This window comes from Nonomuraea sp. NPDC054003, from assembly GCF_055585125.1.
Genome location: NZ_JBVJKR010000019.1, coordinates 50,828 through 72,570, shown reverse-complemented (window position 1 = coordinate 72,570; position 21,743 = coordinate 50,828). Strand labels below are relative to the sequence as shown.

Annotated in this window: 19 protein-coding genes; 7 read left to right on the top strand and 12 right to left on the bottom strand. The window is 73.3% G+C overall.

Translation table 11 applies throughout. The features are described from left to right. Window positions 1–33: 33 nt before the first annotated feature. The 4 genes from cobT to ACZ6YG_RS37890 all read right to left on the bottom strand — a co-directional run bounded on the left by cobT (window position 34) and on the right by ACZ6YG_RS37890 (window position 4,130). Complete coding sequence (gene cobT, locus ACZ6YG_RS37905) at window positions 34–1,122, bottom strand: nicotinate-nucleotide--dimethylbenzimidazole phosphoribosyltransferase (protein ID WP_466020636.1); 1,089 nt, start codon at window positions 1,120–1,122, stop codon at window positions 34–36. Window positions 1,123–1,137: 15 nt separating this feature from the next. Continuing rightward, window positions 1,138–1,986 (bottom strand): sirohydrochlorin chelatase, encoded by an 849-nt coding sequence (locus tag ACZ6YG_RS37900; RefSeq protein ID WP_219546971.1) that lies wholly within the window; start codon window positions 1,984–1,986, stop codon window positions 1,138–1,140. A 68-nt stretch (window positions 1,987–2,054) separates the two neighbouring features. Next, entirely contained in the window at window positions 2,055–3,230 is a 1,176-nt protein-coding gene (locus ACZ6YG_RS37895; RefSeq protein ID WP_466020635.1) for a bifunctional cobalt-precorrin-7 (C(5))-methyltransferase/cobalt-precorrin-6B (C(15))-methyltransferase, read from the bottom strand. A 63-nt stretch (window positions 3,231–3,293) separates the two neighbouring features. Then, complete coding sequence (locus ACZ6YG_RS37890; protein ID WP_466020683.1) at window positions 3,294–4,130, bottom strand: GNAT family N-acetyltransferase; 837 nt, start codon at window positions 4,128–4,130, stop codon at window positions 3,294–3,296. A gap of 346 nt (window positions 4,131–4,476) precedes the next feature. On the opposite strand from ACZ6YG_RS37890, the gene ACZ6YG_RS37885 reads away from it, so the two are divergent. Both ACZ6YG_RS37885 and ACZ6YG_RS37880 read left to right on the top strand, forming a co-directional pair. Beyond that, window positions 4,477–4,830 carry a DUF2795 domain-containing protein gene (locus tag ACZ6YG_RS37885; protein WP_187281006.1) on the top strand — a complete coding sequence of 118 codons (354 nt, stop codon included), beginning with the start codon at window positions 4,477–4,479 and terminating at the stop codon, window positions 4,828–4,830. Between the two features lie 6 nt (window positions 4,831–4,836). Then, entirely contained in the window at window positions 4,837–5,847 is a 1,011-nt protein-coding gene (locus ACZ6YG_RS37880; RefSeq protein WP_148029874.1) for a baeRF2 domain-containing protein, read from the top strand. Here ACZ6YG_RS37880 and ACZ6YG_RS37875 read toward each other — a convergent pair. From ACZ6YG_RS37875 to ACZ6YG_RS37865, 3 genes are read right to left on the bottom strand one after another with little or no spacing between them, the layout of a single operon-like run. Continuing rightward, on the bottom strand, window positions 5,837–6,421 hold the full coding sequence (locus tag ACZ6YG_RS37875; RefSeq protein WP_466020634.1) for a LutC/YkgG family protein: 585 nt from the start codon (window positions 6,419–6,421) through the stop codon (window positions 5,837–5,839). The genes ACZ6YG_RS37880 and ACZ6YG_RS37875 overlap by 11 nt on opposite strands. Next, on the bottom strand, window positions 6,408–7,808 hold the full coding sequence (locus ACZ6YG_RS37870; protein WP_364237426.1) for a lactate utilization protein B: 1,401 nt from the start codon (window positions 7,806–7,808) through the stop codon (window positions 6,408–6,410). Before ACZ6YG_RS37870 ends, ACZ6YG_RS37875 begins: the two co-directional genes overlap by 14 nt. Beyond that, window positions 7,805–8,536, bottom strand: a complete 732-nt coding sequence (locus tag ACZ6YG_RS37865) for a (Fe-S)-binding protein (protein ID WP_219552497.1) — start codon at window positions 8,534–8,536, stop codon at window positions 7,805–7,807. The genes ACZ6YG_RS37870 and ACZ6YG_RS37865 overlap by 4 nt, the downstream gene beginning before the upstream one ends. Window positions 8,537–8,611: 75 nt before the next feature. Here ACZ6YG_RS37865 and ACZ6YG_RS37860 point away from each other — a divergent pair, with 75 nt between their 5' ends. After that, entirely contained in the window at window positions 8,612–9,298 is a 687-nt protein-coding gene (locus tag ACZ6YG_RS37860) for a FadR/GntR family transcriptional regulator (protein ID WP_271278040.1), read from the top strand. Between the two features lie 3 nt (window positions 9,299–9,301). Here the strand turns inward: ACZ6YG_RS37860 and ACZ6YG_RS37855 are convergent, their stop codons facing one another. Next, the gene (locus ACZ6YG_RS37855) at window positions 9,302–10,726 is read right to left on the bottom strand and encodes a sulfatase family protein (protein ID WP_466020633.1); all 1,425 of its coding nucleotides are present in this window, start codon (window positions 10,724–10,726) and stop codon (window positions 9,302–9,304) included. Window positions 10,727–10,807: 81 nt separating this feature from the next. Between ACZ6YG_RS37855 and ACZ6YG_RS37850 the strand changes: the two genes are divergently transcribed. Both ACZ6YG_RS37850 and ACZ6YG_RS37845 read left to right on the top strand, forming a co-directional pair. Continuing rightward, window positions 10,808–11,809 carry an LLM class F420-dependent oxidoreductase gene (locus ACZ6YG_RS37850; RefSeq protein ID WP_148034354.1) on the top strand — a complete coding sequence of 334 codons (1,002 nt, stop codon included), beginning with the start codon at window positions 10,808–10,810 and terminating at the stop codon, window positions 11,807–11,809. 179 nt (window positions 11,810–11,988) lie between these two features. Then, complete coding sequence (locus ACZ6YG_RS37845) at window positions 11,989–13,473, top strand: P-loop NTPase family protein (RefSeq protein ID WP_466020632.1); 1,485 nt, start codon at window positions 11,989–11,991, stop codon at window positions 13,471–13,473. Window positions 13,474–13,622: 149 nt separating this feature from the next. Here the strand turns inward: ACZ6YG_RS37845 and ACZ6YG_RS37840 are convergent, their stop codons facing one another. Both ACZ6YG_RS37840 and ACZ6YG_RS37835 read right to left on the bottom strand, forming a co-directional pair. After that, window positions 13,623–15,635: an FtsX-like permease family protein gene (locus tag ACZ6YG_RS37840; protein ID WP_466020631.1), complete on the bottom strand. Its 2,013-nt coding sequence runs from the start codon at window positions 15,633–15,635 to the stop codon at window positions 13,623–13,625. Continuing rightward, window positions 15,632–16,309 (bottom strand): ABC transporter ATP-binding protein, encoded by a 678-nt coding sequence (locus ACZ6YG_RS37835; protein ID WP_148029866.1) that lies wholly within the window; start codon window positions 16,307–16,309, stop codon window positions 15,632–15,634. Before ACZ6YG_RS37835 ends, ACZ6YG_RS37840 begins: the two co-directional genes overlap by 4 nt. Window positions 16,310–16,398: 89 nt before the next feature. Here ACZ6YG_RS37835 and ACZ6YG_RS37830 point away from each other — a divergent pair, with 89 nt between their 5' ends. Together ACZ6YG_RS37830 and ACZ6YG_RS37825 are read left to right on the top strand one after the other, a co-directional pair. Then, window positions 16,399–17,046 carry a response regulator gene (locus ACZ6YG_RS37830; protein ID WP_148029865.1) on the top strand — a complete coding sequence of 216 codons (648 nt, stop codon included), beginning with the start codon at window positions 16,399–16,401 and terminating at the stop codon, window positions 17,044–17,046. Between the two features lie 65 nt (window positions 17,047–17,111). Further along, window positions 17,112–17,825 carry a DUF4328 domain-containing protein gene (locus tag ACZ6YG_RS37825; RefSeq protein WP_466020630.1) on the top strand — a complete coding sequence of 238 codons (714 nt, stop codon included), beginning with the start codon at window positions 17,112–17,114 and terminating at the stop codon, window positions 17,823–17,825. A 6-nt stretch (window positions 17,826–17,831) separates the two neighbouring features. Here ACZ6YG_RS37825 and ACZ6YG_RS37820 read toward each other — a convergent pair whose 3' ends face one another. Together ACZ6YG_RS37820 and ACZ6YG_RS37815 are read right to left on the bottom strand one after the other, a co-directional pair. Beyond that, on the bottom strand, window positions 17,832–21,476 hold the full coding sequence (locus ACZ6YG_RS37820; protein ID WP_466020682.1) for a DNA polymerase III subunit alpha: 3,645 nt from the start codon (window positions 21,474–21,476) through the stop codon (window positions 17,832–17,834). Beyond that, window positions 21,476–21,742 carry a DUF6504 family protein gene (locus tag ACZ6YG_RS37815; protein WP_148029863.1) on the bottom strand — a complete coding sequence of 89 codons (267 nt, stop codon included), beginning with the start codon at window positions 21,740–21,742 and terminating at the stop codon, window positions 21,476–21,478. The genes ACZ6YG_RS37820 and ACZ6YG_RS37815 overlap by 1 nt, the downstream gene beginning before the upstream one ends. Window position 21,743: the final 1 nt, after the last annotated feature.

Sequence of the window (21,743 nt, the reverse complement as noted above, 5' to 3'; positions counted from 1 at the left end):
CACCTCATCTGGTGGTTCCTGTCCCTTTCATCATCACATGTGCTTCTCGGTGACTCCGGCCGAGTCGAACGTGGCGACCTCGTGCATGACACGGACGGCGGCGCAGACGAGCGGGTGGGCCAGCAGCCCGCCGGTGCCCTCGCCGAGCCGCAGCTCCAGGTCCACCAGAGGGCGCAGGCCGAGGTGCTCCAGCGCGGCGGAATGACCGGGCTCGGCGGAGCGGTGGCCCGCGACGCAGTGGTCGACGGCGGCGGGTGAGAACGCGGCGGCGGCCAGCGCGGCGGCCCCGGCGATCACGCCGTCGAGGATCACCGGCACCCGCGCCGCGGCCCCGCCCAGGATGAAGCCGGCGATGGCGGCGTGCTCGAACCCGCCGACGGCGGCCAGCACCCGCGACGCCTCCTGCAGCTTGAGCCCGTGCGGATCCGGCCGGCCCTCCATGAGGATGCCGTTGACCTGGAGCGCCTCGCGGACGACGGCGATCTTGCGGGCGTGGGTCTCCTCCGTGACGCCGGTGCCGAGGCCGGTCACCGCGGCGGGGTCGCGGCCGGTGAAGGCCGCGATCAGCGCCGCCGAGGCCGTCGTGTTGGCGATGCCCATGTCTCCCGTGATCAGGCACCGGGCGCCGGACGCCACCAGGTCGCGGGCCACGCCGATGCCCGCCTCCAGCGCGCGTACGGCCTCCTCGCCGCTCATCGCGGGGCCCCGCGACAGGTCGGCGGTGCCGTACGCGATCTTCCGCTTGACCAGGCGGGCGTCGTCGGGCAGGTCGGCGGCGACGCCGACGTCCACCACGGTGACCGACGCCCCGATCTGGGCGGCGAAGGCGTTGGCCACCGCCCCTTCCGCCAGGAAGTTGTGCACCATCTGCACCGTGACCTCCTGCGGCCACGGGGTTACGCCGCGGGCGTGCACGCCGTGGTCGGCGGCGAAGATGGCCAGCGCGGCGGGCTCCGGCATGGGCGGCGGGCTGACCCCGGCCGCCCCGGCGAGCCGCACGGCGACCTCCTCCAGCGCGCCGAGGGACCCGCGCGGCTTGGTGAGCCGGTCCTGGTGGGCACGCGCGTCGGCGATCGCGCGGGGGTCGGCGGGGCGGAGCGCGGCGAGTGTCTCGGCGAGCACGGAACCTCCGGGGGTTCAGGGGACCAGCTGCTGGAGGGCTTCCTCGTAGCGGTCGATGACCACGTCGGCCAGCGTCTCACAGTCGCCGATCACCTCGGCGCAGCGGATGTCGAGCTCGGGGTGGCCGGCGCCGTACGCGAGCGCCTGCGCCCACACGCGCTCCAGCGTGCCGCCCGCGAACAGCAGGTAGGGCACGACGATGACGCGCTTGGCGCCGAGGCGGCGGCAGCGCTCCAGCCCGCCGGGCACACCGGGCGGGGTGAGGGAGACGAACGCGGTCTCCACGGTCATGAAGTCGTACGCGTGCGTCTCCCAGAACAGCCGGGACACGCGGTGCACGTCGGCGTTGGCGGCCGGGTCGGTGGAGCCGTCACCGACCAGCACGACGGCGGTCTCACCCGGCTCGACGTGCGGCGGGACGCCGTCGGACGCGGCGCCGTCGACGGCGCGCAGCCGGGGGCGGGCGCCGACCAGCTCCAGCGGGCGCGGCCTGGGCATCTCGGTGGCGGCGTCGTTGAGCCGCTCGGCGAGCAGCGCGAGCACGCGCGGGTCGGGGCCGACCGGCCGGCCGTGGTCGTACACGAGGGTGGGGTGCCGCTGCTGCTCCAGGGCCAGGGCGGCGGGGAGTTCGCCGTTGGTCCGGCTCAGGGTCAGCGGCAGCGCCACCAGGCGGTGGTGGCCGCGGGCGACCAGGGAGGCGACGGACTCGCTCAGCAGGGGCGTGGCCCGCTCGAGGTAGCCGCCCGACACGTCGGCGGCGGTCTGGTCGAGCCGGCAGCGGAGCCGGTGCACGAACCTGCCGAACTCGGCGGAATCGGCGTCGTCGTTCGAGCCCTGCCCGACAAGCAGGAGCGGCGGCTTCATGGGGAAGGTTCTCCGGTGCGTAGAAGAGGACACGCGAGGATAACCGATGTGCGGCACTGAGCGACAGGTCAGGAAGTGCCCGCGGGTGTCGCGTGCACGACGAAGACCGGGTCGGCGGAGCTCAGGCTGTGCGCGCCGTCGGGGCCGATGACGAGCCCGGAGGCCAGGATCTGGGTGCCTTCGGCGCGGTAGCCGTGCTCGCGCAGCAGGTCGAGCACGGCGGACACGCGTTCGACGGTCTTCAGCGCGCACACCAGCGAGCGGGGTCGGCGGGCGGCGCAGGCGACGATCACGTCGGGGCCGCCGCCGCCGACGAAGACGGCGTCGGGGTCGGGCAGCGGTTCGAGCGCGGGCGGCGCCTGCCCCCGGGTGAGCGCCACCTTGACGCCGTGGCTCAGGACGTTCTCGCGCAGCCGGGCGCAGGCGTCGGCGTCGCGCTCGACGGCCATCACCGCGGCGCCGAACCTGGCGCACTCCACCGCGATCTCGCCGTTGCCCGCGCCCACGTCCCAGACCAGGTCGCCGAGCCGGGGCCCGAGCTTGGCGAGCACGTACGCGCGCACCTCGGCGGGCAGCCTGGACTCCAGCGGCAGCGCCCATCCGGCCGGTCCCGGCTGGGCGCCCGCCACCCAGCCGGGCTCCTTCCGGCGGTGCAGCGGGTCGATCACGAGCACCACGTCCGGGTCCTTCCACGGCCGGGTGGTGGCCTCGCCCATGCGGCTGTGGGTAACGCGCTCGTCGGGCCCGCCGAGGTCTTCGCAGACGACGAGCGCGCGCGGGGTGGTGGGCGCGAGCTCCCTGGCGATCTCGCCGGGGCCGACGCCGGGGGTGACGAGCAGCGCCACCTTGGGGTGCGCCCGGCAGGCGTTGACCACGCGGGCGAGCTGGTGGGGGCCGGCCGGGGCGACCACGAGGGCGTCGTCCCAGTCGAGCCCGGCGCAGGCGAAGGCGCGGGTGACGATCGAGGTGGCGGGCAGCACGTCGGGCTCCAGCCCGTGGCCGCGCAGCGTGCGCACCACGCCGAAGAAGCCGGGGTCGCCCTCGGCGATCACGACGGCCGGGCCCTCGCCCCGCTCCATGTGGGCGTCGAGGGCGTCGAGCAGGCCGCCGGGAGAGGCCGTGGCGGCGGACGGGGCGAGCCGCCGGGTCAGGTGGTCGGGGCCGATGACCAGCCTGGCGGCCTTCAGCCGGTCGACCGCCTTGGCCGACAGTCCCGAACCGTCCCACCCGACAACCGTGATCATGGGCCTCACCGTCCTCACCCACCAGATTGACGGTTGCACCACCGTTTCACCAAGAGTTCTCGCTCAGGAAAGGTCGGACGGGATCAGGCTGAAGACGACGAGGTCCTCGCCGCGCAGCGCGTTGCGTTCGACGCCCTCGCGGACGAAGCCCGCCTTCTCCGCGACCCGCTGGGAGGCGGGGTTGGACACCGCGGCCCGCAGCTTGAGCCGCTGGAAGCGCTGCTCGCGCAGCAGCCAGCGGGCGATGGCGGCGACGGCCTCGGTGGTGTAGCCCCGGCCGCGCGCCCACGGCGCGGCCATGTAGCCGATCTCGCACGACCGGTTGGCCCAGTCCACGTCCCTGAGGTCGACGTTGGCCGCGAACCGGCCGCCGGCCAGCTCTTCCACGGCCCAGGCGATGCCGTCGCCGCGCAGCCGCATCCGCTCGGAGGTCGCGACGAAGGCGCGGGCGTGGGCCTGGCCGTAGCGGCGCGGCACGCCGGTCATGGCCTGGGTGAGCGGGTCGGCGCCGGTGACGGCCAGGTCCGGCACGTCCTTCTCGGCGGGCGGGCGGATGAGCAGCCGTTCGGTGCGCAGCTCGGCCCTGGGCAGGTTCTCGCCAGGGGTCCGGCCGTCGTCGCGGAGCATCCCGAAGATCACCAGATCGTGCGGCCCGTCGTCTTCGAGCACCGCGGCGCGCAGCACGCCTTCCCAGGTGAAGCCAGCTTTCCTGGCCACATGCAGGGACGGCAGGTTGTCCAGGTTGGCCGTCAGGTCGACGCGGCGCAGCGTGGTCTCGGCGAAGACGTACGCCACCAGCCCGCGCAGCGCCTCGGTGGCGGGGTGCACCCGCCCCCGGTGGAGCGGGTGCACCCCGTAGCCGACCTCGGTGGTGCCGGCGCCCCACGCGGTCTTGAACAGGCTGGTGACTCCTCCACTTCCTCAAGGAAGCGGCTTCTCGCTTTCCCCTGCCGAGGTAGGCGACGGACAAGCCCTGCCCGTTTCGAACAAAGAAACTATAACAGGGAAGCGATTCCCCTGCCGGGTGAACCCGGCAGTCCCCTCGCTAGAGACGCCCGACTCGACGACGGATCTGATCCGGTCCACGTCCGAGAGGCCGAACGGGCGCAGAACGAGCCGCTCGGTGGTGATGGTCAGCCGGGGATCGAACACGTCGGCAGCGTACACAATCAGCCATGTTTGCCCACGAAAGCGGGGGTAGGGGGGCGCAACGGGAGGAGCGATGATGAAAGAGCACAGCCCTCGCATGGACGAGCAGCGAAGGCACGAGCCGGACGGGTTCGACGGTCCCGACGGCAACCCACGCGGCGTCGGGACGGTACCCGCCGAGGAGTGGCGGGAGCCCGAGCCGGGCCAGCTGGAGCGCGTGCACCGCTACACGCCCGGGCAGGGAGGCCCCGCAGGCGTCCGCGGCGACCTGGCCGCGTGGCTGAGCGACGCCGACTTCCCCGCCACCCCTTACGACCTGATGCGGCACGCCGAGCGGATGGGCGCCCCCGACGAGGTGGTCACGTTGCTGCGCGCGCTGCCGGCCCGCCGCTACATGACCGTGCCCGAGGTGTGCCGGGCCGTGGGACCCGGCGCGGCAAGGCGGAGGTGATGACACGTGCGACTCGACTTCATCCGGCCGCTCTACGAGCGCCCGGGGCCGTACGCGTCGGTGTACGTGGGCGGGCTCACCGCGCGGGACCGGTCCGCCCTGTGGACGAGCCTGTGTGACGAGCTGGAGCGGGCCGGCGGCACCGAGTCCGAGGCGCTGCGTGAGGAGGTGCTGAGCCCGGGACCGGGACGGGCGGTGTTCGCCGTGCACGGCGACGTGGTGCTGTCGGAGCCGCTGCCGGAGGCGCCCCGCCCGCTGGCGGCGTTCTCGCCGCTGCCGCTCGTCACCCCGATGCTGATGCAGCGGGGCGAGAGCGTGCCGCACCTGCGGGTGATCATCGACCACGCCGGCGCGGACGTCTCGGTGCACGGGAACGGCTCGCCGCGCAAGACGACCGTCGAGGCCGAGGAGTGGCCGCTGCAGAAGACCGCGCAGGGCGGCTTCTCCCAGCGGCACTACGAGAAGGCGGTGGAGGAGACCTGGGAGAAGAACGCCGTGGCCGTCGCCCAGGAGGTCGACGAGCAGGTGCGGCGCACCGACGCCCAGCTCGTGCTGGTGGCGGGCGAGCCGCATTCGCGCTCGCTGCTCTGCGACCACCTCGGCCCCCGGTCCACCGGCCGCATCCAGATGCTGGAGCGCGGCCACCGCAACGCGACCGGCGGGTTCGAGCAGGACGTGGAGACCGCGCTCGGCGGCTGGCTGGACGACCGCAGGGCCGAGCTGCTGAACCGCCACGGCGAGCAGGACGGCCCGACCGGGGTGGCCCGGGTGGCGCAGGCGCTGCGCGAGGGCCGGGTGCACGCGCTGCTGATGCCCGGCGAGCTGCCGCGCACCGTCTGGATCGGCGAGGGCGCGACGCAGGTGTCGCGCGACGCCGGGGAGCTCCGCACGTGGGGGGTGGAGCACCCGGTGCAGGAGCGCGCCGACTCGGCCCTCGTCAGGGCGGCGGCGATGACCGACGCCGAGATCTGGTTCACCGACCAGGTGGAGGACGTCGCGGCGGTGCTCAGGTACTGACGATCACTTCCAGGGTCCTGGGGCCGTGCACGCCTTCGACCCGGTTCAGCTCGATGTCGCTGGTGGCGGACGGGCCGCTGATCCAGGTGAGGGGGCGTGACGGGTCGAGACGGGCCACCGCCTCGGGGACGCCCGCCACGATCTGGCCGGCCAGCACCACGCACAGGTGGTAGTCGGGCACCAGCGTCTGCGCGCGGGTGCCCTGGCCGGGGCCGGTGTCGAGGACGATGGTGCCGGTCTCGGCGATGGCGACCGCGCAGCCGGTCACGACGCCGTCGGCGGCGTCCAGTTCGGCCAGCGACCCGCCGGCGGGCTCGGCGCCCCCCGACCATTCGGGCGGGAGTCCGTCGGGGATCACCATGCGGCGCCCCCGTACCAGCTCGGTGATCGCGGCGGGCACCTCGGCGGCGGGCAGCACGTGCACGATGGCGCGGTAGTCGCGCACCCGCTCGGCGAACAGGCCGGCCAGGTCGTCCACCGGCGGCGCGGTGCGGTAGGCGCGCGGGATCTCCACCTCGGGCGCGCCGCGCACGGCCTGCCGGATCCGGCCGAGTATCTCCTCACGGGCGCCCATGCCGCTCCTCTCTTTCCCACCAGTCCCTGAACGGTTCTTCCGGGATGTCCGGCAGGTCGCGGGTGTCGGTCCAGGCCGACAGCGGGCCGGGCAGCCTCTTCGGCACCAGCTTGCGCAGCCGCGAGGCCAGGCGCTGGACCCCTGCCAGGCGTGCCCGGTCGCCGAACACCCAGCCGGCCAGCCGCATGCCCGCGCGCTCCGCGGCCCCGTGCGGTGCCTCGGCACGCAGGTGGACGAGCACCTCGGGGATGTCGATCGCCACCGGGCAGGCCTCGAAGCAGGCGCCGCACAGGCTGGACGCGTACGGGAGCGAGGCGTCCAGGTCGGAGCCCATGCCACGCAGCTGCGGGGTGAGGATGGCGCCGATCGGGCCCGGGTAGACCGAGCCGTAGGCGTGACCGCCCGCCCGCTCGTACACGGGACACACGTTCAGGCAGGCCGAGCAGCGGATGCAGCGCAGCGCCTGGCGGCCCACCTCGTCGGCGAGCACGCCGGTGCGGCCGTTGTCGAGCAGCACCAGGTGAAACTCCTGGCCCTCGGCCGAGCCCGTCCAGGTGCTGGTGTAAGGGTTCATCCGCTCGCCGGTGGAGCTGCGCGGCAGCAGTTGCAGGAACACCTCGAGGTCGCGCCAGGACGGCACCAGCTTCTCGATGCCGACGACGCTGATGAGCGTCTCGGGCAGGCTCAGGCACATGCGGCCGTTGCCCTCGGACTCCAGCACCACGAGCGTGCCGGTCTCGGCGACCATGAAGTTGGCGCCGGAGATGGCGACCTTGCTCCTGAGGAACCGTTCGCGCAGGTGGAGGCGGGCGGCCTCGGTCAGCGCGGCGGGCTCGTCGGTGAGCCCTTCGGGGGCGTCGCCCATCCGGTCCAGGAAGATCTCGCGGATCTCGGCCCGGTTGCGGTGGATCGCCGGCACCAGGATGTGGCTGGGGAAGTCGTCGCCGAGCTGGACGATCAGCTCGGCCAGGTCGGTCTCGTAGGCGGCGATGCCGTGCTCGGCCAGCGCCTCGTTCAGGCCGATCTCCTGGGTGGCCATCGACTTGACCTTGACGACCTCGGTCTCGCCGGTGGCCTTGACCAGATCGGTGACGATGCGGTTGGCCTCGGCGGCGTCGCGCGCCCAGTGCACGTGGCCGCCCGCCTCCGTGACGGCCTCCTCCAGCTGGAGGAGGTAGCGGTCGAGGTGGCGCAGCGTCTCGTCCTTGATGGCCTTGCCGGCCGCGCGCAGCTCCTGCCAGTCGGGCAGTTCGCCGACGACGCTCGCGCGCCTGCCTCGGATCGTGTGGGTGGCTTTGCGCAGGTTGTAGCGAAGCTGCGAGTTCTGTACGGCTTTTTCGGCGTTTTTCGGGAAACTCCCGGGCATGCCGAGGAAGGTGGCGCTCATCCGCCCGCCTCCGTGGCGGCCAGGATCTCCGCGATGTGCATCACCCGTACCCCCGTCTTCTGGCGGGCCAGCGTGCCGCCGATGTGCATCAGGCAGGAGTTGTCGGCCGCGCACAGCACCTCGGCGCCGGTGCCCAGCACGTTGCGCGCCTTGTCGGCGCCCATGGCTGCGGAGACGGCCGCGTTCTTCATCGCGAAGGTGCCGCCGAAGCCGCAGCACTCCTCGGCGCCCGGGAGCTGGACCAGCTCCAGCCCGCGCACCCGGCCCAGCAGCCGCACGGGGCGGTCGCCGAGATGGAGCCCGCGCAGCGAGTGGCAGGTCGGGTGGTAGGTCACCCGGTGCGGGAAGTAGGCCCCCACGTCCTCGACCTTCAGCACGTCCAGCAGGAACTCGGTCAGCTCGTGCACCCGCGGCACCACCCGCCCGACGGCCGCCGCTCCCTTGCTGCCGGGCTTGACCAGCTTGGGGTACTGCTCCCGGATCATCGCGGCGCAGGACCCGGAGGGGACGACCACCGCCTCGTAGCCGGCGAAGACCTCGGTGAAGTGGCGCGCCAGCCGCACGCCCTCCTGCGGGTAGCCGGTGTTGAGGTGCATCTGCCCGCAGCAGGTCTGCGCGGCCGGGAAGTCGACCTCGCAGCCCAGCCGGCGCAGCAGCGACACGACGGCCTTGCCGGTGCCGGGGAAGAGCGTGTCGTTCACGCACGTGAGAAACAGGGCGACTCGCACGCTTCTCCTTCCGGGTATGGTCTGACCACAGTATGGTCGGACCATAGAGGAACGCAATCCTCGAAGGAGGTCCCGTTGCCTGATACCCGCCCGAAGCGGACCCGCACGTTCGAGGACGTGCTCGCCCAGCTGGAGCGCCGGATCGCGGACGACGGGCTGACCGCGGGCGACCGGCTGCCCGCGGAGCGGCAGCTCGCCGAGGAGCTCGGCGTGAGCCGCTCGTCGGTGCGCGAGGCGATGCGCGTGCTGGAGACGCTCGGCGTGGTGACGTCCCAGGTCGGGCGGGGGCCGGACGCGGGCGCGGTGCTGATCTCCCGGCCCGACCACACGCTGACCGACCTGCTGAGGCTGCACCTCGGGCTGGCCAGTCTGGAGCCGCGCGAGGTGATCGACACCCGGCTGATGATCGAGCGCTGGGCGGCCGCCCGCGCCGCCTCGGCCGGCGCGGACACCACCGCGCTCGCCGTCGCGCTGGCGGGGATGGATGCGGCGCGGTCGGCGGAGGAGTTCGTCGAGCACGACACCGCCTTCCACTGCGCGATCGCGGACGCGTCCGGCAACCGGCTGATCGCCGCGTTCATGCGCTCGCTGCGCGACTCCATGCGGCGGCACGCGGTGGAAGCCGTCGAACAGCTGGGCGACACGACGGTGCTGCGCGCCGGGCACGTGCGCATCCTCGCCGCGATCCGCGCGGCCGACCCGGAGGAAGCGGCCCGCGCGGTCGCCGACCACCTGGCGGACGCCTACCCGTCGCTGTTCTGACAGTCAGCCGGGGGTCAGGGTGTCGGCGACCCGGCAGGCCGCGCCCGAGCAGGAACGCATCGCGTCCAGCCGGGCCCGCAGGTCCTTCAGCAGCGCAGGGTTCGCGCAGGCGGCGAGGTTGTGCAGCTGGTAGGGGTCCTTGCGCAGGTCGTAGAGCTGCTCCTCCCCCGTCTCGTACGCGACGTAGAGGTGGCGGCGGGTCCGCACGGCACGGTAGCCGGGCACCGGCGTCTGCGCGGCCGACCGGCGGTTGGCCGGTCTGGCGAACTCGACGAGCACGTTCTCCCGCCACCCGGCCGGCCGCCCGCCGCGCAACAGCGGCGTCATCGACCGGCCTTCGGCGAACGACGGCACCCGCGCCCCGCCCAGCTCCGCGATGGTGGGGGCCAGGTCGACGGTGGCGCTGAGCTCCCCGGCCGACGCCCCGGCCGGCACGCCGGGCCCGCGCACCACCAGCGGCACCCGGATCGCCTCCTCGAACGGCGTGGTCTTGCCCTGGGCCAACCGGTGCGTGCCCAGGTGGAACCCGTTGTCGGAGGTGAAGAACACGTACGTGTCACGCAGCCGGCCCGTCTTCGCCAGCGCGTCCATCACCGAGCCCACGAGGTCGTCCACCCCCAGCATGGCCCGCAGCCTGGTGCGGTACAGCTGGTCGGCCCTGTCCATCTCGCTCTGGCTCAGCGGGGGCCGGTCGCGCAGCCAGGCGGGCTCCTTGCTCACGTCCTCCTGGTTGAACGACGGCGGCCTGGGCGCCGTGGCCTCGGTGAACGCCTCCGCGTGCCGTACCGGAGGGTTGGCCGGCAGGTGGGGCGCGACCGGCGCCAGGAAGAGGAAGAACGGCCGTCCGTCCGCGGCGATGAAGTCGCTCGCCTTGCCGGCCAGCACGTCGGCGAGGTGGTCATGCTCGCCCCAGCCGTACTCGACCGGCCGGCCGTCGCTGTTGAGCCGGTAGCCGTACTCGTTGTAGAGGCCGCGCACGGGCACGTGCCAGGTGTCCCAGCCGGGCGGCACGTACGTCTCGGGCATCGGGCCTGGGTAGTGGTTGAGGTACTTGCCCATGTACGCGGTGCGATACCCGGCATCCTGCATCCAAGTCCCGATAGTGGAACGTTCCAGACCCAAGCCGTTGAAGCGCTCAAATCCCCCTTCCGGGGCGGTGTTCGTCCATACGCCATGGCTGTGGACGTACTGGGAGCGCAGGATGGACGAGCGCGACGGGCAGCACCAGGAGTCGGCCGTGAAGAACCGGTCGAACGACATGCCCTGCCGCACCAGATGGCGGGTGATCTGGGGAAAGTGCGCGAGGGTCCCGGCCTCCAGGTCGTCGGCCATGATGACCACGATGTTCGGCGACCTCCGGGAGGCGCCCGTGGGCTCGGCCGTGAGCGACAGCAGGAGCAGGACGCAGGCCAGACAGCGCAGGAGCACAGGGTCAGGCTTCCCCTGCCGACGACTCATTGACACCCCCGCCGCGGCCGGGGGTAATAGAACTAGATTCCGGAGGTGTCGATGAAGCTCGGCCTGAACGTCGGTTACTGGCAGCGCCACGCCGACGACGCGACCGAGTCGGTGCTGGCCGCCGAACGGCTCGGCTACGACTCGGTGTGGACCGCGGAGGCGTACGGCACCGACGTGTTCACGCCGCTGGCCTGGTACGGGGCGCGCACGTCGCGGATCAAGCTGGGCACCTCCGTCGCCCAGCTCTCCGCCCGCCCGCCGGTCACCACGGCCATGACCGCCATGACCCTCGACCACCTGACGGGCGGCCGGCTGCTGCTCGGCGTGGGCGCGTCCGGGCCGCAGGTGGTCGAGGGCTGGTACGGCCAGCCGTTCGCCAAACCGCTGGCCCGTACGCGCGAGTACGTCGAGATCATGCGGAAGGTGTGGCGCCGCGAGGAGCCCGTGACCAGCGACGGCCCGCACTACCCGCTCCCCCTGCCCGGCGGCCTGGGCAAGCCGCTCAAGCTCATCACCCACCCGCTGCGCGAGGACATCCCCGTCTACCTGGGCGCCGAGGGCCCGAAGAACGTCGCACTCGCCGCCGAGGTCGCCCAGGGCTGGCTCCCGCTGTTCGCGTTCCCTTCCAAGATCGAGGAGATGTACGGCGACGCGCTCGCCTCGCGCGACCCCGACTTCGACATCGCGGCCATGGTCATGGTGATCATCTCCGACGACGTGCGGGCGGCGCTCGACGGGGTCAAGATGATGCTGACCCTGTACATCGGCGGCATGGGGGCCAGGCACCGCAACTTCCACGCCGACATCATCGGCCGGATGGGCTACGCCGAGGCCGCCGAGCACATCCAGGCCCTCTACCTGGCGGGCCGCAAGGACGAGGCGTTCCGCGCCATCCCGGACGAGCTGGCCGACGGCATCTCCCTGGTCGGCCCGCCGGGGCGGATCAAGGAACGCCTGGAGCCGTGGCACAAGTCGCCGGTTACGTCGCTGCTCGTCATGGGCCCGCGCGACGAGCCGTCCCTACGGACCATCCGCGACCTGGTGCTCGGCTGAGCGGAGGACCCCACCGCAGCGGGCTGAATCGTCATCGCTCAACACAGGAGTGATGACAGTATGTGATTATGCGCGCACCCCGAGCGAAATCTTTCAATACCGCGGGCCCGTGTGACCCCCGGCTCCACTACATGATCCCGCCCACGCCCCGGCTTCCCGAGGCTCGGACGCTGATCGACATGGATCGCTACTTCGTGGTCCACGCGCCTCGGCAGACCGGCAAGACGACGGGTCTGCGCACCCTGGCGTCGGAGTTGACGGCCGAGAGGGACATCGCGGCCCTGGCGTTCTCCTGCGAGCGCGCCAAGGTGGCCGGTGACGACTACGCGGCCGCGGAGTCGATCCTGCTGCAATCCATCCGCGAGGCCGCCGAGCGATCGGGCTGGCCGAAGAAACTGCTCCCGCCGGACCCCTGGCCGGAGGCTACGCCGGGCACCCGATTCGGTACGGGTCTGAGCGCGTGGTGCCGCCGCAGTCCGCGCCGGGTGGTGCTGTTCTTCGACGAGATCGACGCCCTGCAGGGCAGCAGCCTGGTCAGCTTCCTCTGCCAGCTCAGGGACGGTCACAACGCCCGCCCGGACGGGCACCCGTTCCCCGCGTCCGTGATCCTGTGCGGGCTGCGCGACGTCCGCGACTACAAGACCGCCGTGGGTGCCGACCCGGGCCGGTGCAACCCCACCAGCCCGTTCAACATCGTCACCAAGTCGCTGCGCCTGGGCGACTTCACCGCCGGCCAGATCGGCGAGCTGTACGGCCAGCACACGGAGGCGACCGGGCAGGAGTTCACCAAGGACGCCGTGGAGCGGGTCTTCGAGCTGACCCAAGGACAGCCATGGCTGGTCAACGCCCTCGCCCACGAGATCATCGTGGAGATGGGGGTGACCGATGCCGTCACCGTCGCGCGGGTGGATGAGGCCAGGGAGCGGCTGATCCGGGCGCGGGCCATGCACCTGGACTCTCTGATGGCGCGGTTGCGCGAGCCCCGGGTCAAGCGGGTGATGGAACCGATCGTGGCCGGCGACCTCTACACCGACTCCGCCTTGTCCGACGATCTGTCCTACGTCCGTGACCTGGGGCTGATCAAGCAGAAACCCCCGCTGGAGGTGGCCAACCCGATCTACCGGGAGGTCATCCTGCGCGTGCTGGGCGATTCATCGCAACAGAACGTGCGCGCGGACCCGCGGAGTTTCGTGCTGCCGGACGGCCGGTTCGACCTGCCCCGGCTGCTGGAGGAGTTCGTGGTCTTCTGGCGCGAGCACGGCGAGGTGCTCATCCGTCAGGAGAACTACCACGAGGCCGCCTGCCAGATCATCCTCATGGCCTTCCTGCACCGCCTGGTCAACGGCGGAGGCTATCTCGATCGCGAGTACGCCGCCGGCACCAAACGCCTGGACGTGCTCGTCCGCTGGCCCTACACCGGCCCCGGCGGCGAGCGGCTGGTGCAGCGCGAGGCGATGGAGCTGAAGGTCTGGCGAGCCGGCAAGGACGACCCGCTGACCGAAGGGCTGGCCCAGCTCGACGGCTACCTGGACCGGCTCAGCCTCACCACCGGCGTCCTGGTGATCTTCGACCGGCGGCCCGAGGCCGCGCCATGGAACCAGAGAGGCACGTTCGAGCAGGCGACCACCCCGTCCGGCCGCCAGGTCACCGTGCTGCGGGCCTAGCGACGTGCTCCGCGATCACATCGCCGAGCCGGAGCGGCGCGTCGCCCGCGCACAGGCGGCCGAGGACCTGATCGAGCAGGCGCTCGACTGCCCGCTCCCGATCGACGAGTGCCCGCGAGCGCATCGAGGCCTGGGTCCCTCCTGCCCGGTCAGTCGGGGCGGGGTGACGGGTCGGTGGTGACCGCCACCAGCAGCGGCCTGCTCAGCGCCCCGGCCCCGAGCACGCCCGCGAAGCCCAGCGCCACGCAGATCCCCAGCATGACCGCCCCGCTCAGGTTCGGGGCGCCCAGCATGAACGGCGTCGCGCAGAACACCCCGGCCGCGATCGTGCCGCCGCCCATCACGGTGAGCGGGATCAGCGTCTCGGCCCGCCGTGCCCGGTCCAGCACGGTCAGCGGGGTGCCGGCCAGCCGCAGCAGTCCGTACGTCTGACGCCGGTCGAGGACCGACGAGGCCGCGGTGATCCCCGCGCTGGCGATGGCCACCAGGAACGACACCGACAGCACCACCACCGTGCCCACCCGGACGTCGTCCAGCAGCTGAAAGCCGAACCGCTGGTCGTCGGCCTCACTGGTCGGCGTCCGCCCGGGAACGAGCCCCGCCAGAGCGGTCCGCGCCCGATCGACGGCCACCACCCCGACACCGCCCCCGTCACCGGCGACCGCGTCGCCCTTGCCCGCGTCACCGGCAGCCCCGTCACCTGCGGCCGGGGCGGCGTCGCCGGTCACCGTCACCGTGACGAGCTTCTCCGAGTGCTCGACCCGGGCGGCGAGCCCGGCGTCCCGCATCCGCTCGCGCGCCTGCTCGGCGACCACCGCCGGCCGCCCCTCCACCACGGCGAGCCGGAACTCCGCGTAGGACGCCCCGCTGGAGAACGCCCCCGGGCTGAGCATCCCGAGGAACCCGGCGACGAACCCGGTGAGCGCGACCCCGCTGACCGTCCGCCAGGCCGAGCGCGGATCGTCCACGAGCCTGCGCCCCGCCAGCAGCAGAGCGGGCGTCCGGGCGAAGGCGGCGGCGACGCGGCCGATGAGGCCGACCACCCACGGCCCAGCCAGGTTGAGCGAGAGCAGGGCCAGCGCGATCGCGACCGCGATGACCGTCACACTGGCCTCCAGGCCCAGCAGGGGGAAGGCGGCCAGCACCACCAGCAGCGCGAGCACCCGCAGCGCCCGCATGCCGGGCGGCGTCTGGCGCCTGGCCACGCCCAGCGGGCTGACCACCACCCGCCGCAGCCCGGCCACCGCCGACAGCCCGACCAGCAGCGGCACCGCGACGAGCGCGCCGGCCAGCACCAGCGGGTGCGGCCACAGGTCGGCGGCGAACCACGGCCCGCCGCCGATCTCGATCCGCGTCAGCAGCGGCACGGCCGCCGCGTACGCCGCGGTCCCGGCGACCGCGCCGGCGAACGCCACGATGACCGCCTCGGCCACCGTCATCCCGACGACCTGCCCGGGCGTCGCGCCGACCAGCCGCAGCGCGGCCAGCCGCTGGTCGCGCCTGGCGACCGTGAGCCGGGCCGCGGCCCCGCCGAACACCAGCAGCGGCACCACCATGAGCACGCTCGCGATCAGCGCCAGCACCTGGTACGCCTCCGCGTCCTCCGACACCCTGCCGGTGAAGTCCGCGACGGGGGTGGGCGGCCGGCCGGCGATCCAGTCGTCGCTGCGCTCGGCGGTCATGACGGGCGCGTCCGGCCGGTGCCCGACGACGGCCACCAGCTCACCGGGGTAGGCCAGCGCCTCCTCGCCGAGCACGCCGGTCACGGCGGGAAAACGGGCCGCGAGCTGGTCGGCGGGCAGTTCGCGAGCCAGCTCGGCCAGCGCGGGCGACAGCCACGCCTCGCCCGGCGCGGGGAAGCGGTCCAGCCCCGGCGGCGGCGCGGGCGCCTTCCCGGGCAGCGCCGCCACGTCCACGACCGTCATCCGCTCGTCCCGTACGTAGTCGAACCGGGCGGCCTCCACGGCCGTCGCGCCGCTCCCCGCCGCCACCGGGTTGCGCCACGCGTCCCGGTCGCCCCTGGCCTGGAAGGCGAAGTTGGCCGTCACCGCGAACAGCAGCAGCGCCGTGGCCACCGCGACCGCCCCCAGCGTCAGCCAGGTGCCGAGCAGGCCGCGGCGGCCGCCGCCCTTGAGCAGCCGCCACGTCAGATCGAGGTTCACGCCGGCACCCCGCCCGCCAGCAGCCTGCCGTCGCGGACCTCGACCGTGCGGTCGCACCAGCCCGCCACGTTCGGGTCGTGGGTGACCACGATCAGGGAGGCGTCGTTGTGCTTGGTGGCCTCCACCAGCAGCCGCATCGTCTCGTGGCCCGTGGCCTGGTCGAGCGCCCCCGTGGGCTCGTCCGCGAACACCACGGCCGGCCTGGTCACCAGCGCCCTGGCGATGGCCACCCGCTGCGCCTGACCGCCGGACAGCTCGCCCGGCCGCCTGCCCTCCATGCCGCCCAGCCCGAGCGGGCCGAACCACTGCCGCGCGGTCCGCACCGCGTCCTGGCGGGCGACGCCGCCGAGCATGAGCGGGAGCGCCACGTTCTCCTCGGCGGGCAGCTCGGGCAGGAGCTGGCCGAACTGGAACACGAACCCGAACCGGGTGCGGCGCAGCGCGCTGCGCTTCCGTTCGCCCAGGTCGTCGATGCGCTGACCGAGCAGGTGGACCTCGCCCGCGTCCGGTTTCATGATCCCGGCCAGGCAGTGCAGCAGCGTCGACTTGCCGGAGCCGCTCGGCCCCATGATCGCCACCGCCTCCGCGGCGCGCACCGCGATGTCCACCCCGCCCAGCGCCACCGTCTGCCCGAACCGTTTGGCGAGAGCCCGCCCCACAAGCACGTCGTTCATGGCTCCGAGCCTGCCGGGACGGACGGGGGCGGCGGATCGGCCATGCGTACGGTCCGCATCGGCCGTTCGGTTGACTCTAGAGTTTGGGCGTGACTATTCGGGTTCTCATCGCCGATGATCAGGAATTGGTACGCACCGGATTTCAGATGATTCTGGATGCGCAACCGGACATGGAGGTGGTGGCGGCCGTCGCCGACGGCGCCGACGCGGTTTCCGAGGCCAGGCGGCTGCGCCCGGACGTGTGCCTGCTCGACATCCGGATGCCCAGGCTCGACGGCCTGGAGGCGACCCGGGCGCTGGCCGGGCCCGGCGTCGAGAACCCGATGCGGGTGGTCATCGTCACCACCTTCGACCTGGACGAGTACGTGTACGGGGCGCTGCGTGCGGGCGCCACCGGGTTCCTGCTCAAGGACAGCGGCCCGACGCTGCTGGTGGAGGCGGTCAAGGCGGCGGCCGGCGGCGAGTCGTTGGTGTCGCCGTCGGTGACGGTGCGGCTGCTGCGGCACCTGTCCGGGCCCCGCCGCTCCCCCGCGCCCCTGCCGGAACCGCTGACGGACCGCGAGCTGGACGTGGTGCGGCTGGTCGCCAGGGGACGCACCAACCAGGAGGTGGCGGCCGAGCTGTTCGTGTCGCTGTCGACGGTGAAGACGCACCTCGGGAGCATCTTCACCAAGCTGGGCACCAGGAACCGGGTGGAGATCGCCGCGTGGGCCTGGGAATCGGGTGTCGTGAGCTGATTAGCGGGTCAGCCTCCGGGATACAAGTGAATCAGAACCCACCGTATGGCCCGGGGGAGAACATCGTGCGCTTTGCCCAGGCACCGCCCACCAAAGCCGCTACCACGTCCGCGAGCAAGGTCGTCAGCAAGGCCGCCACCACCGTCTACGTGACGCTCGCCGCGCAGGTACTCTCCCTGGGCGCTCTGGTGGTCTTCGAGCAGGTGCGCGGCAGACAGCTGGCCGCCGAGCTGGCCGAGTTCGGCGGGCGGCCGTCGGGCCCCGACGCCGACGCGCTGGCCGGCGCGGCGACGGTGTTCGCGGTGCTGCTGCTGATCGCCCTGGCCACCACGATCGCCGCCGCGGCCGCCCACACCACGTGGCTGGTGCGCGTCCGCCAGGCCGGCGCCCTGCCCGCGGCCCGGAGCACGGTGGCCGCCGCCTGGCTCATCCCGGGCGTCAACCTGGTGGCGCCGGCGGTGCTGGTGTACGAGACGTGGCGGGCGACCGGCCCGGCGGAGGAGAGCCGGCGCGGCCGGGTGGCCCTGGTGACGGGCTGGTGGCTGAGCTGGCTGGCGACGCTGGCGGTGTTCACCATCGTCCTACCGCTCGACGCGCTCGACAGCCTCACCGGGCTGGGCTTCCTGGAGCTGGCGTGCCTGGCCCTGTCGGCCGCCCTCTGCGCCGCCACGGTCCGCCGCGTCACCCCGCAGCGCTCCCCCGCCGTCCGCCCCAGCGCCGGGTCCCCCGGCCGACCGGCCCCCGTCACCGCGGTCACCCGCCTGGGCCGGGCCTCCTGACGAGGATCAGGCCGCGGTGGGGCCGGAGCTGCCCGGGCTGGCGTGCCAGAGGCGGCGGGGCGGGTCGGTGACGGCCGGGCCCAGGTCGGCGTAGGGCGACAGGCGGAAGCCGTTGCCGTACTCGATGGCGCGCCCGCCCACCGGGCCCTGGTCGGCCGGGGGCCGGGCGAGCTCGGCGCGGACGGCGTCGAGGCCGCGGGTCCGCCACAGCGCGTCCAGGTCGGCCAGGTTCCAGCAGTCGAGGGCCCGGATCGAGACCGCGCGGGCGCCGGTGCGGCGGACCGCGCCGCGCACCAGCAGCAGCCACGACCCGAACACGGTGGCCGCGCACCGCCCCTGCACCGACTCGAAGAAAGTCAGGTCGACCGGCCCCGTCGAGTCGTCCAGGGTGGCGAAGATGATGCGCTGGCCGGAGCGGATCGCGGGCGTCTGGGTGGCCACCTTGACGCCGGCCACCAGCACCTCGGCCCCGTTGCGCGGCCCGAGCAGGTCCTTGGCGCGGGTCACGCCGAGCGCGTCCAGCAGCTCGTCGTGGAAGCTGACGACGTGCCGGCTGATGTCCATGCCGAGGATCTCCAGCTCGGCCTCGACCATCTCCGCGTCGGTCATCTCCGGCAGCTCGCCGGGGGTGACGTGCTCGGTGAAGCCGAGGGGCAGCTGCACGGCCGCCAGGTGGCGGCTCTCGGCGGGCGGCGCGGGCGCGTACCGTCTGCCGCGGCGCGGCCCCGCCCGCACGCCGATCGACGAGGCCCGTTCCAGCGCGCCGACCTGGGCGATCAGGTCGCGCCTGGTCAGCTCGCCGGGCCGCCACCGCTCGCCGTCGCCGGGCCGCAGCCCGTGCACCGCGTCCAGCCCGCCGACCTGCACGATCCGTTCCATCGTCGGCCGGGACGGGCGGGCCCGGTCCCAGAAGTCGGCGAGCGAGGTGTAGGGCCGGCCCGCCACCATGCGCTCCACCTCGGCCTCGCTGACCCCCTTGACGGCCGAGAACGGCACCCGCAGCGCGTACCCCTCGCCGATCTCCCCCGCCTCGAACGCGCGCCGGGGCCGGCCGGAGCCCTCCAGCCGGGCCGGGTCGACGCGGACCCGCACCCGCGGGCCGAGCCGTTCCACCCGCCAGTCCTTGGCCGACTTGTTGATGTCGAGCGGCAGGATCCGCACCCCGCACTGCCGCGCCTCGTCGATGATCACCCGTGCCGGGTACATGCCGGGGTCGTGGGTGAGCACCCCGGCGAAGAACGCGGCCGCGTGGTGCCGCTTGAGCCACGCCGACTGGTAGGTGGGCAGCGCGAACGCCGCCGCGTGCGCCTTGCAGAACCCGAACCCGCCGAACGCGTCCAGCACCTTCCAGGCCCGCTCCACCTCCTCGTCGCCGAACCCGTTGGCCCTGGCCAGCGGCACGAAGTGGTTGCGCACCCGGTCACGGCCCTCGGGCGTGCCGAGGGTGCGGCGGAGCATCTCGGCGAACGACAGGTCGCGGCCGGTCATCACCTGGATGATCTTCAGCACCTGCTCGTGGAAGACGACCACGCCGTGCGTCTCCTTCAGCGCCTCGCGCAGCCGCTCGTGCGGGTAGTACGGCTGCCGCCAGCCGTGCCTGGCCTCCAGGTACGGGGTCACCATGTCGGAGTTGACCGGCCCCGGCCTGAACAGGGAGATGTCGACGATCAGGTCGTGCATGGTGCGCGGCTCCAGCTTGGAGACCAGCTCGCGCTGGCCGGGCGACTCGATCTGGAAGCAGCCGAGTGTCCGGCCGGCCCGGATCATGTCGTACGTCTCCTGGTCGTCGTGCGGGACGTACCGTACGTCCGGATCGTCGCCGCTCTGGGCGTCGAGCTCGACCGTGACGCCGTCGACCCGCTTGATCTCGCCGAGCGCGTACGCGAGCGCGGACTGCATCCGCACCCCGAGCACGTCCAGCTTGAGCAGCCCGGCCTCCTCCACGTCGTCCTTGTCGAACTGCGACATGGGGAACTCCAGCAGGCTGCGCTCGACCGGGGTGAGGTCGCGCATCCCGGAGTTGCCGACCAGCACCCCGCACGGGTGCAGCGCGATGTGCCTGGGCAGCCCGTCGAGCTTCTCCGCCAGCCGGAACACCCGCTCCAGACCGGCGTCGCCGAGCCGGCTCTCGCGCAGCTCGGGCAGGTCGCGCAGGGACGCGGTGATCTGCATGGCCCGGATGTGCGGGAACGCCTTGGCGATGGCGTCGATCTCGTGCGGCGGCAGCCCCATCGCGCCCGCCACGTCGCGGATGGCGCTGCGCGCCCGGTAGGTCTCCATCATGGACACACACGCCACCCGCGACTCCCCGTACCGGTCGAAGATCGCCCTGTAGCAGTCGAGGCGGCGCGCGGACTCCACGTCCACGTCGATGTCGGGCAGCCCGATCCGGCCCTCCGACAGGAACCGCTCCATGAGCAGGCCGTGGTCGATCGGGTTCACCTCGCCGATGCCGATGAGGTAGTTGACCAGGCTGCCCGCGCCGGACCCGCGGATGGCGCAGCGCACCCCCATCCCGCGGATCATGTCGGTGATGCCGGACACCGCGACGAAGTAGCCCGACAGCCGCTTGCGCTCGATGACGTCGAGCTCGGCGGCCGCCCGTTCCCTGGCCTCGCGGGAACGGCGCAGGCCGCGCTCGGCCAGGCCGTCCGCGACCCGGTGGCGCAGCAGCGGCACCGGGTCGCCGCCGATCTCCGGCAGGTGGAGGCGGGGCGGGCTCTGGCGGAGCGCGAGCAGCTCCACCGGGTCGGCGGCGCACGCCTCGGCGATCTGCCGGGTGGTGCGCAGCAGCCTGCCGATCCGGTCCCCGTCGTGGCCGCAGATCTTGGCGGCGACCTGGGCCATCTCCTTGCCGCTCTTGAGATAGGCGTGGGAGGTGGTGCGTTCCAGGTGGCGCGGGTGCAGCGGGACGAGCTGGCGGGCCGCGTCGAGCACGTCGCCGACCTGGTGGTCGGCCGGGTCGAGGTAGCGGACGGCGTTGGTGAGCACGGCGGGCACGTCCATGGACTCGGCCAGGGCGAGCATCCGCAGCGCCGTGGCGGCGTCGTGGAACGCGTACTGGTCGACCAGCTCGATCACCACGCCCGGCAGCGCCTCGCGCCACCGGCCGAGCAGTGTCCGTGCGTGGTCGTCGCGCCGCTCGGCCACCGCGCGGCCGACGTCGGAGCGCGGGCCGAGCAGCACCGCCAGCCCGCCGTCGCCGGCGGCGTCCCACTCGGCGGCCAGCCCGCGGGTGATGCGGGGGTCTCCGCGCTCGCCCGCGTAGTGCGCGGCCGTGACCAGCCGCGCCAGCCGCGACCAGCCGCGCGAGCGCGCGAGCACGGTCACCCGGTCCTGCGCCCCCGGCCCGGTCCGCGGCCGGGCGTCACGCCCGCTTGCCCGGCTCGGTGGGGCGATCGGCCACATGTCCGGTTCCGGATCGCCGAGAGCCAGGTTGACGCCGAACACCGGCGCGATCCCGGCGGCCGCGCACGCCTGCGCGTGCTTGACCGCGCCGTACAGCCCGTCGCGGTCGGTCAGCGCCAGGATGTCCATCCCGTGTTCGAAGGCCCGCTCCGCCAGCGCCTTCGGGAACGCGGTGCCGTAGCGCATCGAGTAGGCGGAGCTCACGTTGAGGTGCGGGAACGGCCCCGCCGCCCGGCCGCCCATCAGTCCCACGCCCGCAGGAGCAGCCAGCCGCCGCTGGCGGTGTCGAACCTCAGCTCGTACGTGCCGGCCTCGCGCCCGGGGCTGGCCTCGACCCGCCAGAACCGGCGCTCACCGGGGTCGCTCTCGCTGATCTTCCACCATTCGCGGGCCACCACCCAGTGATCGAGCACCTGGCGGACGAGATAGAGCCGGTCACGCCAGACGAACTGGGTCGGCTCCCCGTCTCTGGTCCACACCTCTATCGGATCGCCATAGAGTCTGCTCAAG